Annotated in this window: 5 protein-coding genes and 1 pseudogene; 3 read left to right on the plus strand and 3 right to left on the minus strand. The window is 61.3% G+C overall.

All coding sequences use genetic code 11. The annotated features are described in order from the left end of the window. A pseudogene (locus AC5RWT_RS35230) lies at positions 1 to 287 on the plus strand (hypothetical protein); the annotation flags it as partial. Positions 288 to 499: 212 nt separating this feature from the next. Here AC5RWT_RS35230 and AC5RWT_RS35235 read toward each other — a convergent pair. The 3 genes from AC5RWT_RS35235 to AC5RWT_RS35245 form a co-directional block, all read right to left on the minus strand. Next, positions 500 to 703 (minus strand): hypothetical protein, encoded by a 204-nt coding sequence (locus AC5RWT_RS35235; protein ID WP_494084276.1) that lies wholly within the window; start codon positions 701 to 703, stop codon positions 500 to 502. Between the two features lie 374 nt (positions 704 to 1,077). After that, positions 1,078 to 1,308, minus strand: coding sequence for a zinc-ribbon domain-containing protein (locus tag AC5RWT_RS35240; protein ID WP_494084277.1), 231 nt, complete (start codon positions 1,306 to 1,308; stop codon positions 1,078 to 1,080). An 8-nt stretch (positions 1,309 to 1,316) separates the two neighbouring features. Continuing rightward, complete coding sequence (locus tag AC5RWT_RS35245) at positions 1,317 to 1,646, minus strand: hypothetical protein (protein ID WP_494084279.1); 330 nt, start codon at positions 1,644 to 1,646, stop codon at positions 1,317 to 1,319. 260 nt (positions 1,647 to 1,906) lie between these two features. Here AC5RWT_RS35245 and AC5RWT_RS35250 point away from each other — a divergent pair, with 260 nt between their 5' ends. After that, positions 1,907 to 2,185 carry a hypothetical protein gene (locus AC5RWT_RS35250; RefSeq protein ID WP_494084278.1) on the plus strand — a complete coding sequence of 93 codons (279 nt, stop codon included), beginning with the start codon at positions 1,907 to 1,909 and terminating at the stop codon, positions 2,183 to 2,185. A gap of 427 nt (positions 2,186 to 2,612) precedes the next feature. Next, entirely contained in the window at positions 2,613 to 3,197 is a 585-nt protein-coding gene (locus tag AC5RWT_RS35255) for a DapH/DapD/GlmU-related protein (protein ID WP_494046050.1), read from the plus strand. The last annotated feature ends 714 nt before the right edge of the window (positions 3,198 to 3,911 follow it).

The following is a 3,911-nucleotide window of genomic DNA, read 5'->3' on the forward strand; positions in this document are numbered from 1 at the left end:
TCGATAAGGCCCTTGCCCCTCTGGCCTCGCATCCCCTCGTGCAGGAAATCCGCAGTGGCGTCGGGTTTCTCGCCGGCGTCCAGCTCGCACCCGAGGCAGACGCCGAGGCTGTGGCCGACTCATGCATAGACAACGGCGTCGTCGTGCGACCCCTGCGCGGCAACACCCTCCAAATCAGCCCCCCATTCGTTGTGGCAGACGAGGACGTTGACCTGATCGCCAAGACTATCGGGCAGGTCCTCGACACGGACAGCAGTACTCCCCCACCGAACCCGGCAGGAACATGAATTAATTCCTTGGAAACCGCCTCCGCTGCGGACTGAATACCCAGCGAGGTTCTGGATGAACTGCTTATTGGAGGCTGGACACCTTCATGGGCGCTCAAGCCGCCCACACTGGGCGCGGGCTACGTGACCGGCGGTCGCTAGACGTTGAAGCGGTACTCCACCAAGTTCAGGTGGCCGAGTTCGTCGCGGTGCAGCCGGTGCAGCCGGTGCAGTCAGCGATTGTCGCGGGTTTGGAATTCCTCGTCGAGCTCAAAGTGCCGGAACTCCGTCTCGGGGTTGGGTTCGCCGGCAGTAATAACCTCGTAGTCGAGCTGGCGCTGGACCTGGCTGTCCAGGACCTGTAGCTGCTGATCTATGACCTCGGCCAAGTCCGCGGGAAAGTGTTCCTCGGGGGTGAGATGCAGTTTGCCAGTCATGGTGCCTTAGTGCCTCCGTGCCGGGGGGTGGGATCCGGGCTTTTACTATCTCAATTCTACGGGTGGCGGAACGGCCCGCGGCCCCGGCCGATGGCGTTGAGGATGGTGGCGGTGACGGCGTGCTCGTCCGTCAGTGAGGGGGACTTCTGGCACAACGTAACGGGGGTGCCGGTTACAGGAACTGTGATGCAACACTTTCCGGATAGCTTACTGAGTTTGCCCGGAATCGTTTCCGGGCGGCGAGGGATATCTATGGGGGCTGGTGATCCCTACCGTACGGCCCCCAAACAACAGTGGCGCCCTGAGAGGCGTCGCCCTCAACTTGGGAGGTTGGTGGTGCAGTCGCGGGTCCTTGCGCGCTGCGGTTTTCACTCCTAGCCGAGGAGTGCGTTCTTCTGTCGGGGTTTCATTGTGGAGCTATGTCCGCAGTTTGTGCAGGTGATGGTTAGGGCCCTGGATGTTGTGAAGACGGGAATGAAGAACAGGGTGAGTTTGGTGGCCCGTTCCTGCAAGTGATGGTGGACGAATTGCCCGCAGTACTGACACGTTGCCATCCGTCCGGGCAGATCATGAATGGCGGTCCTAAAACCGAAGAGAAGAAACATTGTGCCTTTCAAAGTTGTTCACGGTCAGTCCCGGGTGCGGGCACCTGTGGGGACAGGCGGGCTGCGAGGCCGAGAGGGAGGATGCTGATGCCTTCGTCGAGTTCGGGTTCGCCGTCGTCGTCGGCGAGGACCGGGGCGGGGGCGGGCAGGCGGGTGAAGTCCGTTGGCGGCAGACGGTGAAGGCCGAGGCGTGGAACGGCTTCGTTTTCATTTGGGTCCGCGCTAGACTCCTGCAGTTCATTGAGGATGTCCCGCCCGAGTTCCTGTCTAAGCCGGCGCACGGTGAGGGCATCGAGTCCCTCCACGTCAACGAGGGCCAGGGCGGCGGACAAAACCACCTCCCGGCTGAGCCGCTTCTTACAGCCGCAACCCGATGAAGGCGCCGGACTATCTTCGGGTGACATGGTTCTCCGTCCTCCTGACAAGGCCCAAGCCGCCCTTTCCACAATAGTAAGCACGCTTGCTAATCACCTACTTTACGCATAAAGTCTCCGGCGGAGAGAAGTTGTCATCACCGGCTACTGAAGCGAAACCCAAATTGCACGGCTGTTTCGTGCCCCCCACATCACCCCACCCCAACACATCAACCCCACGCACCATGACTGACAACACCCACAAGAACGCCGCCCACACTGACACGACTTGTAACGCGAACGACATCAAGATTTCCACGCGGACGCTCGAGTTCGCCGTGTACGTCGCCGCCGTGCTGGCCACGATCATCACCTCTGCCGTCGTTGGAGACAATGCCAGCGAAAACGGCGTGGATGTCTTCAGCGCCCACGACGCCACGCAGCCCATCACTTGGCTGACCGTTGGTCTCACGGTGGCTCGCGGCCCGGCAGCGTCCGCAAAACGCAACCACAACTACGGATGACGCCCGCGCAATGTTCGGCTGCAAGTGCTGCCGGACAATGATGACCTTGGCGCGGCCCCCCGAAAAGGGCGGCCGCATCAGGACTTTTCGCCCGAATTGTTTTATCCCCTCATCTGCAGCGCTGCACCCGTCCGGGTGCCTGCTTCATAATCCCGTCCACGGCCTGAGGTGTTAGCTGCTGTAGCCGCATGGCAGCACGAAAATGCACCGCGGGGAAACGAACTACCCACGGCATATTCTCAGTACGACCAATTCCTGCAGGAATCCACTATCCCGGATTCTGCATCCGACCAGACCTCGGGCCGGGACTGCTTCTACACCAGCTGGCGTTTCCTCCGCCACGCCACGCCGCGACCCGAACATGCGATCTGGGTGGCCATAGAAGGTGGGTAGTCAGGTGCAGCCAAGGGAACGATATCGTGGGCACATGGTCGAAATTCGCGGACTCGACGACCTTCTGACTGCGCTAAACGCCGGAGAGACGATCCCCGGAGGATCGCCGCACCATGAGGCTATGCACGCCGCGAGCCAGGAATCGCTGCGCATCACCGCCGAGCTCAACGGGCGGTACCACTCCCCCGGTGAGGTGCGCGCCCTGATGAGTGAGCTGACCGGGCGCGAGGTCCCCGAGTCCTTCCAACTCTTCCCGCCGTTCAGCGCTGACTTCGGCAAAAACATCCGCTTCGGCGCGAATGTGTTCGTCAACAGCGGCTGCCGGTTTCAGGACCAGGGCGGTATCGAAATCGGCGATGGATCCCTCATCGGCCACAACGCCGTTATCACGACCTTGAACCACGACATGTTGCCGAGCCGACGAGCCGACATGCACCCGGCCCGCGTTGTGATTGGCCTGGGCGTGTGGTTCGGGGCCAACGTGACGGTGTTGCCAGGCGTGACGATTGGCGATGGGGCCGTAGTGGGCGCTGGTGCAGTCGTCACAAAGAACGTTCCCGCGGGGGCAGTGGTCGTTGGTGTGCCAGCAAAGCAGGTGGGCACGGTGCCAGCCGGGTAATTCCCCGGTACGAGCCGTAACTTAACCGTTCTGCCAGCCGAGCACTACTCCACCGAAGTCGCGGCCGAGCCTGAACTGACACAAGAAGCATTGCGTCCGTTCGAGTGCGCTGCTGGACGCGTGTTCGGACGAGGCAATGTTCTTGATCTTAGTCGGACAAGCCGCACGACTCGGAAATGCTGGAGCCCGTTTCGAGATGTCCACCACGTTCCGTCGTGGAATAACCTCTGCTTGCCGCACCGCAGTCCCATCCGGCATGTCGAGGTTTGCTCTCGGGAACACGCACCGGGCGAGGGTTGAGTGACGATGTGTGCGAGGGCCTGGCCGGGTCAGAACCCGCAAGGTTAGCGTTCCGACCCTCGGACTCGGGGAATCCGTCCACACGTGCACCCCGGCCCGTGTGAATCACAGAGCGGTTTTGGGCTGAGATTTTCAACGAGAGGTCGCGGTGTTTTTCGCGGAGCTAAATGTCACTTCTGTTGCCCGTAAGCCGATCCATTACTGGGCGCTGCGGCCTCAGGTGAAGGAGCCAACTAGTTCGGGGGCAGTCCCAACCTGCCCGTTTTCGCTGCAGACAATCCCTGTTCGTCCCGTCCCTGCTGTGCACAAAAGCCACACGACGTCACAAATGCTGGGCACCTATCACACGAACCTCTTCCATTGTCCTTCGGAAACCACCTCCACGGAGCCGTCGACGACCTTGATAGCTGTCTG

It is taken from the genome of Arthrobacter sp. Dra40, from assembly GCF_059091905.1.